Raw genomic sequence first — 20,955 nt, forward strand, 5'->3', positions numbered from 1 at the left:
ATGACCATGTCACCCCATGAAGTGCAGGCGTATGTGCTCACTTACCTGGAAACACTTGATTGTCAGATTATGGAGCGTTCTCCTGCCCATGTTACGGTAAAACTTTCACCTGAAGCTGACAAGGCGTTAACCAACCGTCCGTATTATTGGGGATTTGTGGAGCGAACCGGCGCACCTGCGGAGACGATGTCCTTTACATTCGTCTTTGATCCGGATGCCTATCAGCAAGCTTTGGAAGCTGAAGAAGCAAAAGCTGCACAGTTAGCTCCACCAGCCTCACCAGGTGCCGATCCCGGTACCCCCGAGGCTCCCAAAGAGACTATTCTAGGTCGATACTTCGGTATTGTCCCTTCTCTGCCTCAGCTGGGACCCGGACGGATTTTGAAAGAAGATGTTGTATATGGCAGCCGCAGGTTGCAGCAGATCTTCAATGCAGCGCGTGAAGGTGGTGCGTTCGTGAACCTGTTTGAACAGGCTGCAAAAAGGCAATTGCGCGCTACCGCACCAGCAGTATACGAGCCATGGCTTGGGGTGTGTTTTAAAGTGGAATTTGCCTGTGATCTGAAAAAAGAGGAACTTCATTTTATCGGCATCTCCCTCAAAACAGGGGAAATTGTCGAGAAGTTCGGCTCGAAGCTGAACAGGCGTGACCTTAGCCCAAGGCTGGCTGAGAATATGCACGTACAGACTGCCAAAGTATCGTTATCCGATGCCGGGGCAGCTCTGGAATCGCATTTGACAAACCGCTTGCTGGAACTCGACTATAGCTGGGCAGAGAAAGCCAAAGAACGGCTTGATCTGGAGCTTGCTGTTGTCGACACGTACTATGAAGCAGTTCTTAGAGAAGACACCCCTGAGGTCGACGTCGACGTAGATACAACCTCCTCCAGCACAGACGGTTCAACGGATCAGGAATATGCGGGGACCGGATCATCTGCTCCAATTCAGACTTCCCGCTCCGGCCCTTCCCGTATCCAGAATGCACGTCTGCAGCCCGTTGAATCAACTAATGTGACAATCGGATCAGATGTCGAACTCGCTGCTGAAGCTGCTGTTCAGGCAGAATCAGAAACGGACCCGGAACAGGATAAAGCCCGCCAAGCGGTCTTGGACCGGGAAGCCATGAAGCTGCAATACGAGACACGCCGTACCGAGATGATCTGGCAATATGAGCCCAAAGTGAAGGTGACTGCGATTAGCAGTGGCATGTTTCATTTAAGATAGACGACGAAGACACTACTTTTCCCGCAAATGACGGCAAAAGTAGTGTTTATTCATGAGTGGCATCCCGACAGGTTGCAGCAACCTTTGCATAACCTGTCCTCTAAAATGGAACTAGAAACGATCACGCAGCGAAAATGGAGTCCGTTTTGTCAGGATATGTACCCCAGAAAAGTAGGTGTTAGCATGAAAAGACCCTTCCATAAGGGATGGAACGTGATTCGCCGAATAACCGGAATTGTAATGTGCCTTCTTTGTGTAATCATCCTGCTCCCCTTACTGCAAGCTGAAGGTGCTGGAATTCAAACTGCATTTAGATCCGTACTCCCCACTACATTGGCCACAAGTACGGCGGAACTTCATTCCGATACACTAGCTCCTGATGCAGTACAACAATTTGCTCGCGAGCAAGCCATCATTCTAAATACTGAACATGCAGGGAACCATTGGGATCATGCCCAATTGGACTTTTATCCCCTCGGTCCAGGCACACGTAGCTGGTTGGTATACGCTAATGTTGGACAGTCACCCGTTGGTTATATGATCATTTCAGCTAACGACCAAGGACAATTTCAACTTAGCGAGTATGGTCATGGAGAACAACGACCGTACAACTTTTCCTTGTTGGACCAAGCTCTGAATCGGCAGCAACTGGACTTGAAGGAGCTAATTACTAACGGAGGAGGGCTTCAATTACACTATGCGCCACCCCTGCTCACTTATTGGAAAGTGGAAAGGCCTAACGATGATGCAATCTATATTGACGCAACTAACGGCGATACCTTGCCAACGGGTGTTCTGAATGCATTGGATAGGGACTCACAGCAGGCTACGAAACGAATAAAGTCCATAAGGTCAATATCTGTACAAGCTGTCGTGATAACGCCCGAAGATTCACCACAAGTCTCCTCGTTGTCCGTTGACTCCATGGATCTGCAACCTCTGTTTGATCCCGCGGACAATCTGTTATGGATCACTTCAAAAGCACTTTCGATAAGCGGCGTAAAGACATTGAATCAGCAATGGAAAGAGCATAAAAAGATCGTTTTCTCTGCAGATCAGCAAAATGTCTTGTATAGTGGGCCTTTGCCTGTCAGTGGTTATCAGATCTGGCGTGACGATCGTGGAACCGTTCAAAAACAATATGTAGCTATTGGCGGGAATACTTCGGTAAGACGATTTGTACCTCTTCAGACCTTGCTGCGCGACGGGCATTTCTATGCTGTGAAACCGTGACCGATCCTCACAACAAATAAGACGCCTTCCTCTAATTCTTGATAGGAATGCGTCTTTTTCTTTGGAAGAAGCTACTACTACGCTGGTTCTTTGATTAACCTTTACCTGAAGAGCTTCGTTTCTGCATTTTCCCCTGCGAATCCATTGCTTTTTCCTTTTTCCCAACCCATAGAGATACGGCAAAAGGAATCATTCCAAACCATTTCATTGTCCACGGCTCTTTGGCTTTGGTGCGTCCTTTACGCTCATCCTTCGGAGTATCGATATAATGAACAACTCGCTCTGTAATGTATTTCACCAGTTCATCACTTTTGGCCATAACCTCTGCCTCCCTTAGCTCCGGCAAAGCCGGGGCTTATGTTATTTCTATTGTGTGCAGAAGGGATCATCAATAAACATTTTTTTTGCTGCAAAGAGTATGAAAAACAGAAGAATGCACAGTCTAATGCCAAAGGTATCCATCCACTCACTTTATGACATAAGATGCCTATTTCAAGAAGGAGCGTGTATTCTCATGTATAAGCTGCTGGCCGCGTTGATGGCATTGCTAATCAGCATCAGTTCCATCCCTCTAACCACACATGCCAGTGCGGCGACATTCGCCCTGACCGACCTACCTACATTGCATTCACAACGATCGCCCATAAGCCCATCCATGTTGCCGGTAACCGATGGAGATGCCTATCACTCCACTCATCATGCGTTTGCAGCACCTGTCATCCTTCTGGACGTTGGTCATGGCGGCATTGACGGTGGAACAACAGACCATGGTGTACTGGAAAAAGACATCAATCTAGCCATTAGCCAAAAGGTGTATCTCCTGCTTCGCAGCAAGGGTTATGCAGTCATCATCAACCGACTCGGCGATTATGCGCTGAGTGACGAGAATCGCTGGTTAAACAGTCGCTCACGCCATCGCAGAGATTTGGCTCAACGCAAAAGCCTTAGCGAAGAGGTTAGTACCGACATCGTCGTCAGCATCCATGCCAACTGGAGTCCGAGATCAGCTGCGCGAGGCCCTGTTGTTCTACATCAGAACGAAGGACGAAGCTACATGCTCGCAAGCTCCATTCAGAATCAGCTAAATCAATTGTACGAGACGGAGCGCGATGTTGTATGGGGCAAGCCCTTTTACCTGTTAAATCATGTGAAGCAACCCGCTGTAATTGTTGAAACCGGATTTCTGAGCAATGCACATGATCGCGCAATGATCAGCGACCCAAGCGAACAGAAACGGATTGCACAGTCCATTGCTAATGGCATTATTTATTATCTGTCGGCAGTTTAGGCTCTGCTTGCCAATGCCACACATCTCGAACCAGATCGCTAATACCGACGAACTCAATCTGATCTTTGAGCCGAGATACGGATTCATGGACGATAGCAGAGGTATTTAATCCGGTATGGCCAACGTGACCAATCACTACACACACATCTTTGGCCAAAGCACGTTGGGCTGCCAAATCCATTTGCTTGCGTATTTGTTGTTTGGAATTGTGGTCATCCAGAAAAATATCGTTGCCGACGGGTGGCATGTTTTTGGTGATGGCCAATTCCCCTACCACAGAGCGAAAATTGGTTCGACTATCCACAAAAAACAATCCACGTTCTCGACATACATCCAATACAATGGACATGATGCGTTTATCAGACGTAATTTTGGAACCCATGTGGTTGTTCATGCCGACGGCATAAGGAACTTCATCTATGGCTTTCTCGACTCGTTCACGCACTTCTTCATCCGTCAGATTGGATGTGATCGCTCCTGGACCGAGCCATTCCGGTCTGCCCTTTTTGGGCTCCATTGGCATGTGAACAATCACATCCATTCCTTTTTCATGTGCGGCAATCGCATCTTTCTTCGTCGTTGGCAAGAATGGCATCACGGCCAATGTGAGTTTAACCGGGGTCGCCAAAATTTCAGAAGTCCCTTTCATGTCATTCCCCGCATCATCAATGATGATCGCCATTCGTTTACGCTGCGATTTGTCTGTCGGAGTTGGTGATATCTTACCTGAAGTTGAACCAGGTACTTGTGTTGAGGTCAGCTCCGTTAACATTTGCTCTGGGGTTTGCCCTGAAGGAATATGTGGTTCCGCACTGCTGGCAGAGAGGCCTACACCGTAAACCATGAATATCGTACCTGTGATTACCACTGACATTTTAAATTTCCAGGTGCTGGACCACCCTTTTCGTCCGGCCTTATTCATCCATCGTTCCCTCCTTTGTTCTGTCCCATCATTATTTGAACAATGAAGGGGGAATATGTAGACAAAAAAAGCCTGTTCATTCCAATGAAGCGCTTGAGGCCCTAGTGTTGGACTGACTTAATAAGCGATATTGGCGCGGAGCCTGACCTGTCAGTTGATGAAAGAGGCGGGAGAAATAATGAACAGACTTAAAGTGATATTTTTCTGCAATTTGAGTGATACTTAATGTGGTGTGAAGCAAATCGTACTTCGCTCGTCCAATACGAAAGTGATTCATATATTTACTGGGAGAGTATCCTGTAGACTTCCTGAACAGCTCAAAAAAATGTCCACGGCTCATATTGAGGCTTTTGTAATAGCTATCCAGTTGCTTGGGCGCTCCGTGAAGTAAGTCCTGCTCCATACTTTTAAGCATTTGAGATATCCGGCGATCAGGGATTACATAGTCATTCCCCATGCAACAGTTCAGAAAATAGTCGATAAACGTCTGGAAATTACGCTGAATCATCAAGCTCCACATAAAAGTCTGCTCATTGGTGTATGCCCCGCTTTTATAAAAATCCTCAAAAAGATCCTGCCAAATCTGCAGAGATTCCACCTTTGATATTTCTTTTAGCGCATACGGAAAAGTCGGGCCCACATAAGCTTGCTGTAACACATTTGGTGGATAACAGACCGGACAAGCCGTATCAAATACATCTTCTCTCTCCACATAATGCCAATCAAAATAACAACACAGGTGAACCATAGGGTTATCCGAATCAGCCACCCATTCATGCAGTTGACCTGCTGGAATATAGATCAGTGAACCGGGGCCAAGTCTGCTGCTCTTTCCATTTGTACTTAATACCCCATACCCTTCGCTGATCAAGTAAATGGAGCTGGTATAACAAATTCGCGGAGAACTCGACTGACCCTTCGCAAAAGGGTACCGGGTTGCCAAATATACATAGGGATGCAAGGAAGCAAAATTCATTGGAAGTTTCCTTTCCGACTCCGTTTTTCTCGATGTTAACCTTTCATCTCCTTCACCGAAAGGTACAATTGGAGACTAGAGGTACATATCATCGTGCGCCAATTGATCTGACGATCGTGCAAATCATGGACGTCTTGCTAAATACAGCAAACTGCTGTTCAGATACAGTAATAACTGTACATCGCATGACTTTATGAGGAGGAAAACTTGTGCAGAAGAATGATAAGCAGCCGAATAGAAGATACGAGATAAATAAGAACAGAGGCTATGAACGTGCAAAGCAGCATTCCATTTCCTTCGATGGTCCTGCACCGGATTTTTTTGAAGGCGCACTACTGGGCAATGGAGGACTGGGTATTGTCGTAACAACCCGCCCTGACGCTGTGATGCTCCATTTTGGACACAACAATGTATGGGATATTCGTCTCGCCGAAGAACACCGTGAAGAGCTCATGACTTTCCAAGAGGTATATGACAGATTCGCTGCACTGCCAGCAGATTTGCCGCAATTAACGGATCATCCGTGGTACAAACAATATTGTGAGATGGCTGGCCAAAATTACAGCAAAGCTTATCCCAAGCCCATGCCCTGCGGGTCACTGCTGCTGCGGTATGATCGGCGAAAGGCCGAAGTCATCGGCCATACCATGGATATTGCCAATGGCCTTTGCACAATTGATTTCCTGATCGATGGTGAACCTGCTGTATTCGAACTCTTTGTAGAAGGAGAGCACGACCGGGTCTGGATGAAGGTAAGTGATACCGCGACGGGTGATCTGATCCCCTTATTCGAGGAGATCAAGCTGATTCCTGACCCTGAAACACCGCCTGAATTTCCTCAAGCCGCAGTCGTTACCAGCGAAATTACGGGTAAACAGTCATTTACGCAAATTTTGCCGTACGTGGAGCATCCCGCTGTGCCCTATATCACACATGAAAAAGATAGAGCTTTCCGGCTCGCTGTTCGCTCGTCTGGATTATCTGCAATGAAAGAATATGCTTTGCATCATCAGAAGCCCGCAGTCAACGGCTTCCCTCTGGGAGAACCTGTACATGGCTTTTTGGCTTGCGCAGAGCTCTGGGAGGGCCTTTATAGCGAACTGAATAATGAGGCCCACCCGCCAGAACTATCTTTTTTTAGTCAAGCTAAGGAAGAATCCAATGCCATGTGGCGTGATTATTGGAGCCGCTCCTCCGTCGCACTGGAAGATGAATTTCTGGAGCGTATCTGGTACCACAATCTGTACTTTTTTAATTGTGCCGTGAAAGAGGGCGTTACCTGTCCAGGTCTATTTGCCAACTGGAGCTATCGTACCATCGGTGCAGACTGGCATGGGGATTACCACATGAATTACAACACACAGCAGCCATTCTGGCTCGCATTCTCCAGCAATCATCTCGACAAACATCTTCCCTACGTGGATATGGTTGATCATGTACTTCCCGTCAGCCGAGCGTGGGCACGTGATTATTACGGACTGAGCGGAGCTTATTTCCCCCACTCGGCCTATCCTGTTGAAATGTCCATGATGCCCTACCCTGTCCCGCACTGGGGATGGGAAATCTGTGAGACGCCTTGGACCGTACAAAGTCTATGGTGGCACTATCTATATTCCATGGACGAGACGTTCCTGCGTGATCGTGCATTTCAACCCATGAAAGAAGCCGTGCTGTTTATGGTCGATTACTTGAATCGCCCCGAATCACAGGGTGAACGCTGGGGAGATCGTAATTATCACATTTTTCCGACGGTGGTGCCGGAGCTATATGAGATTTCACCTGGCTTTGCCAAAAACAAAGACTGCCTGATTGACCTTACACTAACGCGATTTCTGTTCAATGCGTACACCCAGGCTTGCGATGTCCTTGATAGGATGGAATCCGAGCACGATCTGCTAGAGAAAGTAAAAGAGATTTTGAGCCATTTCCCTTCTTATCCGAAAGCCGAATCCCGCAACGGTTCAGTCTTTGTGTCGGTGGAGGGTGAGGATCCTGATGTGGTGTATAACGTCCCCATTCCTATTACGACCGTATTTCCAGGTGAAGAGCACGGACTTCATTCGCCAGAGGAGGAATACCAGACCGCGGTGAACTCCTACCTTAATCACCGCAACGAAGGCGGGAATGAACTGGTATTCTATCATCTTGCCGGAGCCCGGCTTGGCGTGTTGGATTTGGAACGCTTCAAGCGTCAAATCCAGTATTGTCTGCTACCAAACGGCACTTGCACAGATCGGGTCCTCATGAGCGGTGGTCGCTATGCTGACAAGGAGAACTTCGATTTCATGTCCCGGATGGGTATCTGGTTCGAAAATTTCTCCCTGCCTACCGTGATCAATGAATGCCTTCTTCAAAGTTATAATGGAAACCTGCGCTTCTTCCCCAACTGGCCGAGCGAACAGAAGGCAGAGTTCCATACTCTACGTGCTGTGGGAGGCTTCCTTGTCAGTGCAGCTTTTGTGGATGGGGAGACGGATTGGATCGAGATTGAGAGCGAAGCTGGTGCTTGTCTAACCTTCTATATCCCTTGGGCAGAAGGGGCATTATGCACAGTTTCTTCTGGTGAGCAATATATACTGTCTGGTCAGGTTGGCAAGATCACCACAGTAGCAGGGGATTTCATCTCCATTGTTAAAGCAACGGTTTAGCTCATCTTGTGGAATGTGTCCATAAATAAGAAGCGTCCCGGACTATCCCGGGACGCTTCTTATTTATAAATTGCTTTTCAATTACTTGGAAGACCACAGTTCCATACGCTGAGCATATTTCTCGTTAATGATATCTTCCACTTTCTCATCGCCAGCCTTCTTCATATCTTCCAGCATTTTGTCAAATACGGAGTTGGCTTCAGCTTCACTTGGAGCAATAATGGCTCTCGTAATGCTCTGATCCATAATATCCTTCACCTTCTGGGCCGTCAGTGCTTGAGGTGTCCCCCCATCCGGATTCAGGTTATCATACTGTGCTGTATCCCATACGGAATCACCAAGACTCTTGAGGGCCAGTTCATCCACTTCACTGCGTTGGAATTTAACGGCCATGTCATACGGCTGTCCATTTGGATCCAGACCATTTTTGACAAACCATAACCATTTACGAACGCCACTTTTCTTCACTGTATCATCCCAGTTATCCTTGAAACTCTGCAGGAATGCAGGGTCTGGTTGGCGCTTGCCATCCACCATGGTGTATTGTTCGCCTTCCTTGCCCCACAGCAGCAAATGCTGTCCTTCATCACTCGCCAGATAATTAAACAGTTTGATCGTTTCTTCCGGGTGCTTGTTATTTTTGGTAATGGCGATTGCATCCCATCCAAGCGAGCTTCTTGGGCCAAATGTGGTTTGGGCCGGATCTACACCTGGAGCAACAACCTTGTATGCGAACAACTGATTCTTTTCCCCGCCATCCTTCTTCAGGGCCGCATTGCCGTTACCTGGGTCCCAATATGCTCCAGGGGTAGCGAATACCGCGCCGGTCGTCAGCTTTTGAATCCATGTCTGCGTTTTGCTAATGGCAAATTCCTTCTCAATCAGACCTTCTCTATATAACCGATTCATATATAACAGCATTTCACGATATTTAGGGTCCTTAACATCATATTGCAGACGTCCATTGTTGTCATAATACGTTTTTAAGCCCCACATGCCTTTGAATGTTCCCAGATTCGCGCCCATGTTTTCACCGTTCATCGTCATGGGAATAGACTCTTTGCCATCAATCGTATTGTATTTTTCTTTGAAATTTTTCAGGAGTGCTTCAAACTCGTCCGTGGTGAGGGGCTGTGAACCATCTGCTTTGTCTGGAAGGAACTCTTCCAACAGACTCTGTCTCATCAGCATACCGAAGACCGGATCACTGTCGAGTCCATACCAGTTTGCCAGATAGTAGTTTTTGCCGTCTGTATAACGTGTTTTGGTCAATGTTTCGCCATACATTTCTTTCAGATCAGAACCATACTTTTCAATTAACTCATCCAGTGGAATGAATGCGCCGCTTGAAATATATTTATCGAGGGAAGCATCTCCCCGGCTCATGACCACCACATCCGGATAGTCACCACTGGCAAGCATCAGGCTCAGTTTTTCCGTTGGATTACCCGTTGGCTGTTGTATGGAAATCTCTATGCCTGTCTTTTTGGTAATTTCCTGGGCAACCGCATCGGTAAAAGGCTCTCCTTTGGTATTACCATCAAACCAGGACAGCGTAATCGGCCCTTGTTCCCCATCTTTTCCCGCTGTGTTGTTCTCCGCATCACTGGAGGAGCAGCCCGCAAGCAAACCAACGACTAATGCAGCCGTAATCCCCATGGTCATCCATTTTTTTGTCTTTGTCATTGACACCCTAATTCCTCCCAATGAATAAATTCCTGTAGTGATTGATTGAGCATTTCCAAAACGATCTTTGCCCACCCCCTTTCAGGAGAGGCCACCACACAAGCCTTTCCTGCAACCGGATTATGGAATAGATTAACTCTTCACCGCTCCCAAAGTCATGCCTTTAACAAAGTATTTTTGCAGGAACGGATACACCATAACGATTGGTAAGGTGGCTACCATCGTAGCAGCCATTCGAATGGTATCGCTGGAAACTGCATTTCGTTTGGCCGAGTTGGCCAGCATTTGCGTTTGTGAGATCATGCCGCCAGTCTGAAATTGATTCAATATTTTGACAAGCACGGCTTGTAAGGTCTTCAGGTCCGAGCTGTAGGTAAATGCATAGGAATCAAACCAGGCATTCCAATGCCCAATTGCTTGAAAAAGCCCCACTGTTGCAAGTACAGGTGTTGTCAGCGGCATCACAATCCGGAAGAAAATGGTCAGATCGTTAGCGCCATCCACCCTCGCCGATTCTTCAATCTCATGGGGAAGCTGCTCCATAAAGGTACGGACAATGATCATATAGAAAACATTCATCAAACTTGGTAAAATGAAGACCGAAAATGTATCGATCATGTTCAGTGCCTTAAGCACCATGTAGAACGGAATGAGCCCACCACTGAAATACATGGTAAAGATAAAGTACAGGTTCCAGCCTTTGCGACCAACCAGATTCCGCCGACTTAGCGGATACGCAAGCATCGTAATGACGAGAACCGATAGCGGTGCGCCAATCAGCGTTCGTTTGACGGTTACCCACAGCCCGTTTAAAATCTCGCTATCTTTCAAAATCTGCTGATAGCTGTCCAAGGTCAAGTCCCTAGGCCACAAGTAAACGCCGCCCCTTACCGTATCCTCCGCGCTGTTCAATGAAAGAACGAGTATATTCCAAAACGGAAGAAATGTAACCAGTAATACGAGAATTAGAATGAAATACACAATAATTTTGAAAATACGATCCCCGAATCTGTTCAGAATCATCACAAGCGCTCCCCTCTGTCTTTTATAGTTAGAACAACGCCTGGTCGTTCACTTTTCTGGAAATCCGGTTCACGATGAGAACAAGAATAAAGGCAACAACGGATTTGAACATCCCCACGGCAGCCCCGTAAGAGAACATGCTGTTCTGTAGTCCGTATTTGTAGGCATAAATATCGATAACTTCGGAGTATTCAAGTACGGTATTATTTTGCAGCAGGTATTGCTGTTCAAATCCTGCATTCAAAATGCCTCCGACCGCAAGAATAGCCAATATAACAATTGTAGGGCGCATGGATGGCAGCGTAATATGCCACATTTGCTTAAATCGGCTGGCTCCGTCTACCCTGGCCGCTTCGTAGAGTTCAGGATTTATGGAAGCGATTGCGGCGAGATACATAATGGCACTGAAACCCATCTCTTTCCACATATTCGATAATGCGATTATCCACCAGAATAGAGGCCCGTTTTGCAAAAATGCAACTGGTTCTTTGACAATACCCAGCAAAACCAGAATATTGTTAAGCATTCCATCCGAAGCCAGCAGCGTAATTACAATGTTGGCTGCAATTACCCATGAGATAAAATGCGGCAGATAAGAAACCGTCTGTACAAAACGCTTGAAAAATCCCTGTCTCGCTTCATTCAACACAAGCGCGAGAATGATCGGAGCAGGAAATCCGAAGAACAGCGTCAGCAAGCTTGTCGCAAGCGTATTACGCATAACCCGATAGAAGTCCCCTGTAGTAAAGAAATACTCAAACCACTGGAAACCTACAAATTCGGCATGGAAGAACTGGTAAAAAAACGATCCCCCACCCGGCTGATAATTTGTAAACGCCATATATAGTCCAAACATCGGACCATAGGAAAATAGCAATGTCGCAATGAAGGCAGGAAGCATAAGCACGAATAACCATTTTTGCTCTCTTAGTCTGCTTATCAGATTATTGCTCCTGACTGTTTTGATAGCGCTTACCTTATGCATTAAATACCCTCCCTTTTTCTATACAGCAGCATGGCCAGCCATATCTTGATCAACTTCTCTCCTATTTATCATAAATTTGACGCAGATCGCTTGCCATAGTCGAATTCTCCGAAAGATACCGCTTTTTAAAGATGTTTTTGTGCAAAGAGAGGATTGGATTTCCATAATCACTCTGCTATGATGAACTGTGCAACGAATAATCAGTCAAGAGAGGGCTACCTAATGCGCCAATTCTATCGAAAATACATATACATGCCTTTTGTTAACCTGACCTTTCGTTCCAAACTATTTATGGTATTTGTACTCGTCACCATCATTCCGATGATGTTATTGGTTTATTTTTCCTATGAACTTACCAAAACAAAACTTACTGAGCAGATCTACATCAACATGACGAACTCAACAGCTCAGATCACTAAAAATCTGGAAAATAAACTGGATAGCTACGAACATATTTCCGCCTCCATTTATTTGGATAATCGTCTTGCCAATTACCTTACGAACGAGTATCAGGATGATCCATCCTATTTGGACGTCTATAACTACATTGGCAATCGAATCGACACCGTGATGGCTGCCTACCCTGATTTTGATAGCGCATTCATTTATTCAGACAATCCATCGCTGCCCAAAGACAATTATTATATCAGGCCGATTACACCCGAAGTTCAGAACACGGAACTGTTCCACAAATTGAAACAATCCTATGGGAACATTATTCATCTCTCATCGCCGCAGACCGAGAATGGTCCCGCCATGTTTACGCTTGCCCGGCTGCTGAACAACAATAGTAATCAGTATCCCTACGGGATGCTGGTCTTTCAAATTTCCGAGTCTGTCATCTACTCTCTCATGGAAAAAGAAGCAGGTGGCAAAGATATTTTTATTATCAATGACAAGGGCATTATTCTATCTTCAGCAGACAAGCAGTTAATCAACACAAGCCTGCCCGAATTGCTTCATCAGAATTTTGACGAGACACCTTCAGGCAGATTTGATACAACGTATCAAGGTGTGAAGGCTCTAGCGGTTTATAACACGCTCAAAAACGGCTGGAAAACGGTATCCATCTTCCCTTATGACAGTATTATTAAGGATGCTAAATCTCTCTCTCAGCTTATTATCAAAATTTCACTGGGCTTCATCGGCGTGGCGCTGTTGCTCATTTATATTACCGCATCGCTGTTCAGCAAACGCATCAGGACGTTAATACGGATGATTCGGCGCATTGAACGGGGAGATTTCAACCCTACCCATGAGGAACAAATGGGCAGTGATGAGATAGGACAGCTTCACTTTGCATTCGAACAGATGACAACCCGGCTGAAAAGTCTGGTTACGGAGGTCTACCAGAAGGAGCTACAGAGCAAGGAAGCCGAGCTTGACCTGCTTCAAGCTCAGATCAATCCTCACTTTCTGTATAACACACTCGGCTCGATCTCCTCTCTGGCCGTAAAACATCAGGATCCCCAGATTCAGGATATGGTCCTTCACCTGGCCAAATTTTATCGGATATCCCTGAATAAAGGAAAGAGCATCCTGACTATCAATGAGGAATTGAAATTGACGCAGAGCTATAATGCCATTCAGCTTATTCGATTTAAAGGCAAGCTGAATATCATCTACACGATAGATCAATCGATCCTTCCCTACTCGACCGTAAAGCTTGCGTTACAGCCTTTTGTGGAGAATGCAGTCATTCACGCTCTTTGGAATCAGGATCGGCCCCTAAATATCCATATCAAGGGCGTCATCGAGAACAATAGTATCATCTTATCTGTTATAGACGATGGAATGGGCATGCGGCGTGAGATGCTTCAGTCTTTGTTTGAAGAGAAAGAAGGACGCGGCTATGGCATTTCAAATGTGGATCGGAGAATTAAGCTGAAATTCGGTGAATATTACGGTGTTAAAGTGTACAGCAAACTAGGCATGGGAACCACGGTCCAAATTCGTCTGCCACAAAAAGAGATCCAATAAAAAAGGAGTGCAATGCAGCCACTATTGGCTTGCAAAGCACTCCTTTTAATCCATTCTACAGCATCCTTTTATACCTGCTCACGGATACGGTATACCAGACTGTCGAAATCGCCACGTAGAGATAGCTCCACCCCGATGTTCATCAGCGCACGGCCACTGATCGATAATCCCAGTTCTTCAATGAGATAGGTCTTGTCAGCCTGAAGACCCGCCAAACGCAGTCTAGGCAACGGTTCACCTAGCTTCTGCGAGTGAAGAAAAGCGAACAGAACATGTTCACTTGCGGTAGCATCGCTGTACTGGACAGCCGTAACCCCCTTATCGCGAAGCGCAGTCAGGCGGAATTGTCTGCCGAATTGTACGAGGTGGCGAATGGCTTTGTACTGTCCGATGAATTCCCCGGACTGTTCGATCCATTCATCACTCCACTCGTTCAGATTGGAGCCAATACCAAGCGTGCCCATCATTGCACTGTGGAAACGATACTTCAGGGAGACGTTTCGACCGTTCATTCCTGTAGGTGACTCGGTTACCCAACAGGTCATCATACGTGGTGCATACGTATAGGAGAAGCCTTCCTGAATGCTCAGACGGTCGAACGCATCCGTATTGTCACTCGGCCAGGATTGGTCGGCATAACGGAAGATGCCCAGATCAATCCGCGAGCCACCTCCTGCGCAGGTCTCAAATTCCACATCCGGGAACTTGGCTCTCAGCTGTGCCCATATATCATAGAGACTCTGGACATGCCTTACCCATACTTCCTTCTGACGGTTTATGGGGTGACCCTTCATGCCAGGCTCCGTGATGGTCCGGTTCATATCCCATTTAATGAACTTAATCTCATGGTTGCCAAGCAGTTCGGTCATAAAATTGAGAATGTATTGCTTAACCTCCGGCTTGGAAATATTCAGCAGCAACTGATTGCGAAGCTCCGTACGTCCCCGAGTCTCAAAATGATATACCCAGTCTGGATGTTCTCTATAGAGATCACTATCCGGGTTGACCGACTCCGGCTCTACCCATATGCCGAATTCCATCCCAAGTCCGTGAACCTGATCAATCAGCTCAACAAGTCCGTTCGGGAACTTCTCTTTATTCACGTTCCAGTCGCCCAACCCCGCTCGGTCGGAATGCCGCTGTCCAAACCAGCCGTCATCCACGACGAATAGCTCCACGCCCATCTTGGCTGCCCGCTCGGCAAGCGCCATTTGGTCCTGTGCGTTCACATCGAAGTAGGTAGCTTCCCAGGAGTTGTACAGCACTTTCCCGATTTCACTGCGAGGCAGTATGTAATTGTATTGATATTGATGCAAGCGGTGGCTCATTCCGCCAAAGCCTTCTGGGCTGAATCCGCCGACAAAGACAGGCGTCTCAAACGTTTCGCCCGCACCCAGCAACCATTCATTGTCAAAATCATTGATGCCACCTGTTACCCGTACATGCGTGAATGGGGTCTTCTCCGCAACAATCTTCCAGTTGCCGCTCCAGGCCAGAGCACCAAACCATACCCCACCGCCGCTTTCTGTCGAAAGACCATCATCAATCGCAAACCATGGGTTGGCATGACCGTCCGTGAAACCTCTCCGCGATTCAAGTACCTTCTTTCCCTCTGTCAAAATGGTATTGCGCAGTTGGAATTCACCCGACCATTTCCCCGTAACATGAGTTAGGCGGTAATCCTGGAGATATGGCAAAGTCCAGGCTGCGGATTGCATGCTTTCCAGCACGATATCCTCTTGTCCCTTATTTACGATATTGGCATAACGCTCCACCAGGTCGAATTCCGGGATGACCCGATATATCAGCTGCGTTTCAAGTGCATATACCTGATCCTTCAACGTAATAATCAACGTCTGTCTGCCATCTTGTTCAATGATCTCGTGACGGTCATACTTTACATGAAGATCGCGGACACCATCAGACATACGCAGCTTCAGAGATGGCTCTGTATAAGATGCACCTCCCCAGAAGCTGTACTCCTCCACCTCTCCTTCCACTTCCGCGTCAAAAGAGCTGTGGGATTGTAGATGGAGCAACGGAGCGCTGTCCTCGATGTCCACGGGGTTACCCCAATATAGATGCTGGAGGTGTTCCCTCTCATTAATTCCGAAAATGTAGGACGAATTTTGCGTCTGTATTGCAAATATACGTAGTTGTTCATTATATTGAATCGTCAAGTCTATCATCCTTTCGAGTTCCTGTTACCCTCGTGCTGTGTGTTGTGAACATACATATTATTGTAGGAAGCAGGAGTTAAATTAGCCATATCGCATTCTTACAATCCATAGGGGAAATCATCTGTCATTCTAAGTTATGAAAATAAGGCTGCGATGCAATTCGCAGCCTTATAAACTTACTTCAAAATCAGGTTATAGATGACCTGAGCCGCCTCTGCACGGGAAGCAATCCCTTTAGGCACAAACTGCCCCTGTCTTTGGCCTTGAACCAGTCCTAGTTGGGCTGCATCCTTTACCGAAGCAGTTGCCCATGAAGAAACCTGAGCCATATCGGTAAATAAGATATCTGAAGAACCAACAGGCACTTTCCCATCATTCAGTTTATATGCCTTCATCAGCATCACCGTAATTTCTTCCCGGGTAATCTGTGCGTCTGGCTGGAAACTGGCTGCGCTTCGGCCGTTGACAATACCTGCTTGGTTCGCAATCGAGATGGGTTCCGCGTACCAGGCATCTGTCGCTACATCTGTAAATTGTACTTTTCCCGCTACGGTCAGTCCCAGAGAATGAACGAGCATGGCGGTGAATTCAGCGCGAGTGACTGCACGTCCTGGCTCAAATTGATCTTCGTTTGTGCCTTCAACATACCCCTTTGCTGCTAACTCCTTGATTACAGAGCTGGCCCAATGATTGGCCGGAACATCGGCAAACGTCCGATTCAGTTCCAGAACGGCATACTTGCTGAAGTGGCTCACTTTAGTCGTTAATATGCCATTCACGTAATCCGATTTGAGAAATTCCAATTCCCCATTTTCGTTAATATAATATATTCCTCCCTGTGAAGGATCGAAGCCTTCAGCCGCTGCCAGACTCAGCGTAACCGGATGATCAAACGCAGAGAGTGTTTCGGTTGCACCAGATTTAGTTGTTACCAAAAGGCTGAATTCATAGATTTCACCCTTAAGGGAAACCGTTGCCCGGGAAGATGATTCCGCTGCAGCAACGACCTCCTTGGCCTTGCTGCCAAGCGGAACCATTTTCAAAGAAATCGTACTATCTTCCTGTTGCCCCGCTGGTAGCTTGCTCAACAGCTGCTGGAACAAACTCGCAGGTACTTGCAGGGTTAACTTACCTGATTTAACTTCCAGTACATGGTCGCCGAGCTGACGTAAAACAGCAGATGACAATTGTAGCTCTGGAGTACCAGCCTTGATGTCTACAACGGCTTTCCCTGCCCCATTGTCCACTTTCAGCATATCGGCCGTGATGACCAGTTTTGCTGTATCGTTCTCCTGAGCCGAGCTGTTGCCGGAGTTCCCGCTAGTATTATTGGTATTGCCATTGTCGCCAGGGTTACCTGGGTTTCCTGGGTTTCCTGGGTTTCCTGGGTTTCCTGGGTTTCCTGGATTTTCCGGATTGACTGGTTTTTCGGTCAATTTAACCAACTTCGATTCAGCCGGTCCAAGCGAGATGGACCATGAACCGGTGGCTGACGAAGATTCACCTGTCCACAAATCTTGTAACGTGTAGGATTTGGATTCATTCAATCCGGCACGACCCAAGTTAATTGTTTTGTTCGCTGAACTATTGCCGCTGTAATTAAATACAGCGAGGTAATAATCATTGCCGTCTTTCAGAACAAACGTATCTGCCGCATTTGCATTCGTATTCCCTTCAAGCGGCTTGAATGCTTTTCCTTTCAGCGCTACCTGAAGAACATCCGTATTATTGTACAATGCTGTCATGTATTCCTGTGCCTTGGGATCGTTCACATCATCAGAATCCATCATCACCGTGCCGGCAATCACACCGGAATTAACCCGGCTGCGGGCTTCCTCCAGGCTTGAAGCACTGCTTAATGCCAAATGATCTGGGTCTGTATAAGAATAGATCGTTCCATTTTGCCAGAAGCCATATGTCAATGAATTGAGCATGTACTCCGTCTCATTGATTTTGCCATAGGTGTCACAAGAGATCCGTCTGCTATGCGCATACTGACTTGGAAAAATCGGTGCAATGGACGCACTAATAAACATTTTTCCATCCAATCGCTCTTCAACATAACGCATCCCTTCATTGTATGCCTGGATTCCTGTCGTCACGGTAGTGTCATAGTGTTGGCCTTCCAGTGAGCCATGGGTCAGGAAATCCAGTTTAATGAATGTGAATCCAAGTGATTTAAACTTATCCAGAAAATAATCCATACGCATTTGACTCCCCGGATGTGTCACATCCAGTGCATATGCTCCATCCAGTGTAGGCAGAGGTTTCCCTTCAGCATCCTTAAGCACAATATCACCATACGTATATTGCCCGTTGGTACCATCTACTTTTTGGCTCATATCGTTGCCCCAATACACAAATGGTCCCCAATAGATGCCTGCATGCTGACCATTGTCCTTAATTACAGATACGGCTTGGGCAAGCTCTGCATCACTTAGATTATCCCAGTAGGAATCCATATTAATGAATACATTGCCGTTATTGTTGAACTTCTTAAGATTGTTCTTGAAATAATTGGACACATCCACTACGTTCTGATACGAAAGCCCGCTATCATAAGCTCCCCAGCTATTCCAACCTACTGGAACACCTTGTGGCAGCTCCGGATTCAACGCCAGCGGAGGTGTAATAATCGCATTTGCTTTACCGTATTCTTCAAGTCCTGTACGGTAGTCACTGAAACCACCTACCATAATCAGTGGTGAAGACAGTTCAGTACCAGTCAGGCTGCCATGTGGCTGGGTATCACGAGTAACGTCACTCGCTGCACCACCATACACAGCAAATTCATTCAGACGATTAGCTGAGCCTTTCCAGTCAATACCGGTCTTCCAGGTATCATGGGTTACTGAACCGATCACGAGACCGTTACGTGTTGAGTTATTGAATACCGTTGTCATTTCGTAACTGGTATCCGCCCGGTTCATCGTTTGAGATTTATAGCGAATCCAGGCGTCATTGTCAAAAGGTACTGTAAGCACGCGATTATCCGAGCTGACGCCGATATCCACACCACTCGTATTTTTCACAGTAATTGGTGACATGTAATTACTTTGGATCTCTGTATCACTGAAGGCATCCAGACGGTTGAGGAAATACGATTTATCTTCATAAAACCGATAGACCTGCTTCAGGGTTGGTTTGCCAGTTGACGTATGAACAAAGTTCAACTCAATGCCTTTGCCGAATCCATCCTGAATCTCCACAGGTGTTCCACCGCTCGCATGACTCTCATAACCTTTGGTTTCCACAAGACTCTCACCAAGTTTAATGCTGCTGAAAATCCCCCGCATCTTCTGCCCTTCTGCCCAGCTATAGCCGACGAATCCAGTCTGGGTATTATAAGACACTTCATATTGTCCGTTCGATACCAGAAGGCCATACGTGTAATCAGTCACCGTGATATCCCCGTATCGTTGAGAGTCACCCGGTGTTCCCAGATCGTCATCTCCTTCACCTGGATTTTCAGGTTCTGTCTCTATCGCAGGCTCTACGATAATCCGGTCCAGATCGGGAGAATAGCCATTGTTGTCTGAAAAGGTAATCGTATTCTCGCCTTCAGTTAATGGGAGTGTAAGATCATACGTACCTACCGTATCCCAGTCCGGGGTTTTGGGCAGGTCGTGGAACTGCTCTTCCCCATCATTCGCATGGACATAGAAACTCCGCGGATCACCGGAAAAATAATCTACCTTAACGCGGTAATCACCTGTCATGGGGGCTATAATTTTATTGAAAGTCAAGGAGCTCCCGCCATTCAGATAGCCGACCTTTTTGCCGCCGGAAGCATTCGGGCTCTCTGTTACGCGTGCTTCACCAGTCAGTGTATTGCCCGAATCTTCGGCTTCATAGCTAAGCGTATACGGGATCACTTCAATTCGGTCAAAATCGGGGGAGTACCAATCATGATCCGAGAACGTGATGGTATTAACTCCCTTATGGAGGGAAGCTTCCGCATCATACGTGCCTACCGTATTCCAGCTTGCCGTTTTGGGCAGATCAATCATCTCATCCGTGCCATTGTTCACCTGCATATAGACAGGTCGCTGATCACCAGAAATATAAGATATCCGGATCAAATATGTACCATCTGCCGGTACGTTTACATTCGTAAATTGCAGTGAACTTTTTTTGTTCATATCCGTTACTTTTTTTCCGCCTGAACTGATACTGCTGTCCACCACCTTGGCATTGCCTTTCAAAATATTGTCGGCTGCTTCTGCCTCAATGATTGCACCATGCAGATTTTTCTTCCAGTCGTCTCCGCCACCTTCTCCCGGCATGTCACTGTCCAAACCGCGGATCACAATCTTGTCGATGTCGGGAGAATACCAGTTGTTGTCATCAATCAGGATTGTGTTGGTACCCGCGTTCAACGGAAGAGTCACATCATACGTTCCCACCGTATCCCAGTCGACTGTCTTGGGTGGTTCTTCAAATTGCTTTTCCCCGCCATTCACACTAATATTAAACGGCCGCGAATCACCTGAAATGTAGTAAACGGAAATCTTATAATTTCCTGCCTCACTTACAGTAACATTGTTAAATTGCAAGGAACTGCCTTGGTACATGCCTCCGACCTTTTTGCCGCCTGAAGCCGTCGGGCTATCGGAGATTTTCGCGTTACCAAGCAAAATATTCCCCTCGGCCTCGGCTTCATAGGTATTCATATCATCGGCGTGAGCTGTTCGGACGAACTGGCCCCCGCCAACTACCAAGCAAAAAATGATAAAGAACACAAATCCTTTTTTCATCATCCGTCCCAACATAACATGCCTCCATTTTCTTATGATTGAGTTAGGTCTCC

At 46.7% G+C, this 20,955-nt stretch carries 13 protein-coding genes; 5 read left to right on the top strand and 8 right to left on the bottom strand.

Features of this window, described 5'->3' with window-relative positions; translation table 11 throughout:
• Both ACR1R9_RS16750 and ACR1R9_RS16755 read left to right on the top strand, forming a co-directional pair.
• Positions 1-1,224: a YqhG family protein gene (locus tag ACR1R9_RS16750; RefSeq protein WP_433923152.1), complete on the top strand. Its 1,224-nt coding sequence runs from the start codon at positions 1-3 to the stop codon at positions 1,222-1,224.
• A gap of 27 nt (positions 1,225-1,251) precedes the next feature.
• A complete protein-coding gene (locus ACR1R9_RS16755; protein ID WP_433948928.1) occupies positions 1,252-2,457 on the top strand; it encodes a hypothetical protein in 1,206 nt (401 codons plus the stop codon).
• Positions 2,458-2,551: 94 nt separating this feature from the next.
• Here the strand turns inward: ACR1R9_RS16755 and ACR1R9_RS16760 are convergent, their stop codons facing one another.
• Positions 2,552-2,776, bottom strand: coding sequence for a YqzE family protein (locus ACR1R9_RS16760; protein ID WP_076289396.1), 225 nt, complete (start codon positions 2,774-2,776; stop codon positions 2,552-2,554).
• A gap of 195 nt (positions 2,777-2,971) precedes the next feature.
• Here ACR1R9_RS16760 and ACR1R9_RS16765 point away from each other — a divergent pair, with 195 nt between their 5' ends.
• Positions 2,972-3,745: an N-acetylmuramoyl-L-alanine amidase family protein gene (locus ACR1R9_RS16765; RefSeq protein ID WP_433923149.1), complete on the top strand. Its 774-nt coding sequence runs from the start codon at positions 2,972-2,974 to the stop codon at positions 3,743-3,745.
• Here ACR1R9_RS16765 and ACR1R9_RS16770 read toward each other — a convergent pair.
• Together ACR1R9_RS16770 and ACR1R9_RS16775 are read right to left on the bottom strand one after the other, a co-directional pair.
• Positions 3,720-4,667, bottom strand: coding sequence for a divergent polysaccharide deacetylase family protein (locus tag ACR1R9_RS16770; RefSeq protein ID WP_433923148.1), 948 nt, complete (start codon positions 4,665-4,667; stop codon positions 3,720-3,722). The genes ACR1R9_RS16765 and ACR1R9_RS16770 overlap by 26 nt on opposite strands.
• Before the next feature lie 76 nt (positions 4,668-4,743).
• Complete coding sequence (locus tag ACR1R9_RS16775; RefSeq protein ID WP_099853500.1) at positions 4,744-5,643, bottom strand: AraC family transcriptional regulator; 900 nt, start codon at positions 5,641-5,643, stop codon at positions 4,744-4,746.
• A 209-nt stretch (positions 5,644-5,852) separates the two neighbouring features.
• Here ACR1R9_RS16775 and ACR1R9_RS16780 point away from each other — a divergent pair, with 209 nt between their 5' ends.
• Entirely contained in the window at positions 5,853-8,291 is a 2,439-nt protein-coding gene (locus ACR1R9_RS16780) for a glycosyl hydrolase family 95 catalytic domain-containing protein (protein WP_433923147.1), read from the top strand.
• 81 nt (positions 8,292-8,372) lie between these two features.
• Here ACR1R9_RS16780 and ACR1R9_RS16785 read toward each other — a convergent pair whose 3' ends face one another.
• The 3 genes from ACR1R9_RS16785 to ACR1R9_RS16795 form a co-directional block, all read right to left on the bottom strand.
• The gene (locus tag ACR1R9_RS16785) at positions 8,373-9,977 is read right to left on the bottom strand and encodes an extracellular solute-binding protein (protein WP_099853504.1); all 1,605 of its coding nucleotides are present in this window, start codon (positions 9,975-9,977) and stop codon (positions 8,373-8,375) included.
• Between the two features lie 132 nt (positions 9,978-10,109).
• Positions 10,110-11,000, bottom strand: coding sequence for a carbohydrate ABC transporter permease (locus ACR1R9_RS16790; protein ID WP_076289391.1), 891 nt, complete (start codon positions 10,998-11,000; stop codon positions 10,110-10,112).
• Between the two features lie 28 nt (positions 11,001-11,028).
• Positions 11,029-11,985, bottom strand: a complete 957-nt coding sequence (locus ACR1R9_RS16795) for an ABC transporter permease (RefSeq protein ID WP_433923146.1) — start codon at positions 11,983-11,985, stop codon at positions 11,029-11,031.
• 222 nt (positions 11,986-12,207) lie between these two features.
• Between ACR1R9_RS16795 and ACR1R9_RS16800 the strand changes: the two genes are divergently transcribed.
• The gene (locus ACR1R9_RS16800) at positions 12,208-13,965 is read left to right on the top strand and encodes a cache domain-containing sensor histidine kinase (RefSeq protein WP_433923145.1); all 1,758 of its coding nucleotides are present in this window, start codon (positions 12,208-12,210) and stop codon (positions 13,963-13,965) included.
• 68 nt (positions 13,966-14,033) lie between these two features.
• On the opposite strand, the gene ACR1R9_RS16805 is transcribed toward ACR1R9_RS16800, so the two are convergent.
• Together ACR1R9_RS16805 and ACR1R9_RS16810 are read right to left on the bottom strand one after the other, a co-directional pair.
• Positions 14,034-16,154: an alpha-galactosidase gene (locus ACR1R9_RS16805; protein ID WP_433923144.1), complete on the bottom strand. Its 2,121-nt coding sequence runs from the start codon at positions 16,152-16,154 to the stop codon at positions 14,034-14,036.
• 167 nt (positions 16,155-16,321) lie between these two features.
• Positions 16,322-20,905, bottom strand: a complete 4,584-nt coding sequence (locus ACR1R9_RS16810; protein ID WP_433956378.1) for an S-layer homology domain-containing protein — start codon at positions 20,903-20,905, stop codon at positions 16,322-16,324.
• Positions 20,906-20,955: the final 50 nt, after the last annotated feature.

The sequence above is a fragment of the Paenibacillus taichungensis genome, from assembly GCF_050994985.1.
Taxonomy (GTDB): domain Bacteria; phylum Bacillota; class Bacilli; order Paenibacillales; family Paenibacillaceae; genus Paenibacillus; species Paenibacillus taichungensis.

Coding starts and splice junctions, on each gene's coding strand:
- ACR1R9_RS16750 (WP_433923152.1), top strand. CDS start 1: ATGACCATGTCACCCCATGAAGTGCAGGCGTATGTGCTCACTTACCTG.
- ACR1R9_RS16755 (WP_433948928.1), top strand. CDS start 1,252: ATGACGGCAAAAGTAGTGTTTATTCATGAGTGGCATCCCGACAGGTTG.
- ACR1R9_RS16760 (WP_076289396.1), bottom strand. CDS start 2,776: ATGGCCAAAAGTGATGAACTGGTGAAATACATTACAGAGCGAGTTGTT.
- ACR1R9_RS16765 (WP_433923149.1), top strand. CDS start 2,972: ATGTATAAGCTGCTGGCCGCGTTGATGGCATTGCTAATCAGCATCAGT.
- ACR1R9_RS16770 (WP_433923148.1), bottom strand. CDS start 4,667: ATGAATAAGGCCGGACGAAAAGGGTGGTCCAGCACCTGGAAATTTAAA.
- ACR1R9_RS16775 (WP_099853500.1), bottom strand. CDS start 5,643: ATGAATTTTGCTTCCTTGCATCCCTATGTATATTTGGCAACCCGGTAC.
- ACR1R9_RS16785 (WP_099853504.1), bottom strand. CDS start 9,977: ATGACAAAGACAAAAAAATGGATGACCATGGGGATTACGGCTGCATTA.
- ACR1R9_RS16790 (WP_076289391.1), bottom strand. CDS start 11,000: ATGATTCTGAACAGATTCGGGGATCGTATTTTCAAAATTATTGTGTAT.
- ACR1R9_RS16795 (WP_433923146.1), bottom strand. CDS start 11,985: ATGCATAAGGTAAGCGCTATCAAAACAGTCAGGAGCAATAATCTGATA.
- ACR1R9_RS16800 (WP_433923145.1), top strand. CDS start 12,208: ATGCGCCAATTCTATCGAAAATACATATACATGCCTTTTGTTAACCTG.
- ACR1R9_RS16805 (WP_433923144.1), bottom strand. CDS start 16,154: ATGATAGACTTGACGATTCAATATAATGAACAACTACGTATATTTGCA.
- ACR1R9_RS16810 (WP_433956378.1), bottom strand. CDS start 20,905: ATGATGAAAAAAGGATTTGTGTTCTTTATCATTTTTTGCTTGGTAGTT.